Source organism: Rhizobacter sp. P2_H2, from assembly GCF_056403375.1.
Window position 1 is genome coordinate 1 of record NZ_JBFUFP010000854.1, and the last position, 2,394, is coordinate 2,394.

Sequence of the window (2,394 nt, forward strand, 5' to 3'; positions counted from 1 at the left end):
ACCTCGTGTTCCTGTCCGGGCACATCGCCAAGCGCGACGGCAAGCCCTGGATCGGCAAGCTCGGCCTCGACACCGACACCGCCACCGGCAAGCTCGCCGCGCGCGCGATCGCGATCGACCTGCTGGGCACGCTGCAGGCGGCCGTCGGCGGCGACCTGAACAAGGTCGAGCGCATCGTCAAGGTGATGAGCCTCGTCAACAGCACCGGCGAGTTCACCGAGCAGCACCTGGTGACCAACGGCTGCTCGGAGCTGCTGGCCGAGGTATTCGGTGCCGACAAGGGCGCGCACGCACGCAGCGCGTTCGGCGTGGCCCAGGTGCCGATGGGCGCCTGCGTCGAGATCGAGTTGATCGCGCAGGTGGCCTGAACGATGGCCACTTTCAAGTTCGGCGCCACGCAGCGCCTGTACGCCGTCGCGCTGCTGTGCCTGGCCGCCGTCGGTATCGCGCTGTTCTCGCAGTACGTCTTCGACATGCGCCCGTGCCCGTGGTGCATCCTGCAGCGCCTGCTGTTCACGCTGATCGCGGTGCTGTGCATCGTCGCCGCGTGGCTGCGCGGCGGGCCGCGCGTCGCGCTCGGCGGCATCTCGGTGCTGCTGGCTGCCTGCGGGATCGCGGCAGCGCTGTACCAGAACCTGGTGGCCGCGAAATCGACCTCGTGCAACCTGACCTTCGCCGACAAGATCATCAGCGGCATCGGCGTCGACAAGCTGCTGCCGTCGGTGTTCCAGGTGACCGGCAGCTGCGCCGAGGCAGCGGTCTCGATCATCGGCGTGCCCTACGAGTTCTGGAGCCTCGCGGTGTTCGGCGTGGCGGGGCTGCTGGTGCTGTCGGCGCTGCGCGGGCGCTGATCACCCTGGCCGCGGGTCAATCGCCGATGGCGCCCGCGGCCATCGAGGGCTAAGCTCACAGCATCGTCCGCTACCGGAGCACGATCATGATGTGGCACTGGAACTCGTGGTGGGAGCCGCGCCAGGACAACCCCACCGCCACCGAGCCCCCGGCTTGGCACGGCCCGTGGGGCGTGGAGCAGATGGCCGCCTGGCAGGCGCGCAGCTGGGAGCACATGGTGAGCGCGAGCCGCTCGATGTGGAGCTTCTGGCTCGGTGCGATGCCGGTGCCCACCTTCCCGGCGATCGGGCAGCTGACGCCGCCGACACCGCCGCAGGAGGTGCAGCCGGAACCACCGGCCGCCGCCGAGGCGAAGGCCCCACGCAAATCACCGCCGCGCAAGCGGACTGCACACCCTGACGGGCGACACGCGCAGCAGGCGCGCCACCGGTGAGCATGCCGCCCGGCCGCTGAGCCGGGCGCGCCATCAACCTGGCATCAGCCCGCCAGCACCCGCTGCGCCTTCATCCCCGCATCCAGCACCTTCCCCTTGCGCGCCCGCTTGCCGCCATAGACGGCGAGCGACGCTCCCTTCAGGTCTTCCTCCTTCGGCTTGCCGCCGCGGCCCAGGCCGAGCACCTTCAGCGCGGCCGCGCAGGTCGCGGTGGAGACCAGCGGATCCTTCGCATCCACTTCCATCAGCGTCAGCCCGCGGCCGCCGTTGGCCTGCAGCTTCAGCTCGTCGAGCGGGAACACCAGCAGCCGGCCGCTCAAGCTCAGGCACGCCACCTGCGTGTGCGCTGCCGCCAGCGGCACCGGCGGCAGCAGCTTGTCGCCCTCGTCCAGCGTCACGAAGCTCTTGCCGCCGCGCTGCCGGCTGACCATGTCCGACACCTGCGCCAGCAGCCCGAAGCCGCCGGTGTTCGACAGCAGCAGCTTCGTGTCGGCACTCGCCGCGAAGTAGTGCAGCGGCTGCGTGCCGCTTTCCAGGTCGACCAGCGTCGTGATCGGCTGGCCGTCGCCGCGCCCGCCCGGCAGCAGGCTGGTCGCGATCGAGTAGACCCGCCCGTTGCTGCCGAACACCAGCAGCGTGTCGACGCTGCGGCACGGGAAGGTGCCGTACAGCCCGTCGCCGGCCTTGAAGGCAAGCGCCGCCGGGTCGACCTCGTGCCCCTTCAGCGCGCGCGCCCAGCCCTTCAGGCTGACCACCACGGTGACCGGCTCGTCGAGCACCTTCACCTCCAGCACGGTGCGCTTGCCGGCCTGGATCAGCGTGCGGCGGTCGTCGCCGTACTGCTTCGCATCGGCCTCGATCTCCTTGACCATCGTGCGGCGCAGCGCCGCCGGGCTGCCGAGGATCTCCTGCAGCTTGTCGCGGTCGGTGCGCAGCTCGCCCAGTTCCTGCTCGATCTTGATCGCCTCCAGCCGCGCCAGCTGGCGCAGCCGGATCTCGAGGATGTCGTCGGCCTGGCGCTCGCTCAGCTTGAAGCGCTCGATCAGCGCCGCCTTCGGCTCGTCCGAGTGCCGGATGATGCGGATCACCTCGTCGATGTTCAGCAGCAC

At 70.3% G+C, this 2,394-nt stretch carries 4 protein-coding genes; 3 read left to right on the top strand and 1 reads right to left on the bottom strand.

Features of this window, described 5'->3' with window-relative positions; translation table 11 throughout:
- The 3 genes from AC1D15_RS27270 to AC1D15_RS27280 all read left to right on the top strand — a co-directional run.
- On the top strand, nt 1-368 hold a 368-nt coding region (locus AC1D15_RS27270; RefSeq protein WP_477828470.1), incomplete at its 5' end, for a RidA family protein.
- A 3-nt stretch (nt 369-371) separates the two neighbouring features.
- Nucleotides 372-851 (top strand): disulfide bond formation protein B, encoded by a 480-nt coding sequence (locus AC1D15_RS27275; protein ID WP_477828471.1) that lies wholly within the window; start codon nt 372-374, stop codon nt 849-851.
- A gap of 86 nt (nt 852-937) precedes the next feature.
- Nucleotides 938-1,285 carry a hypothetical protein gene (locus tag AC1D15_RS27280; RefSeq protein WP_477828472.1) on the top strand — a complete coding sequence of 116 codons (348 nt, stop codon included), beginning with the start codon at nt 938-940 and terminating at the stop codon, nt 1,283-1,285.
- A gap of 44 nt (nt 1,286-1,329) precedes the next feature.
- Here the strand turns inward: AC1D15_RS27280 and AC1D15_RS27285 are convergent.
- Nucleotides 1,330-2,394, bottom strand: a 1,065-nt coding sequence (locus AC1D15_RS27285; RefSeq protein ID WP_477828473.1) for a DNA gyrase subunit A, incomplete at its 5' end; no start/stop codon positions are given.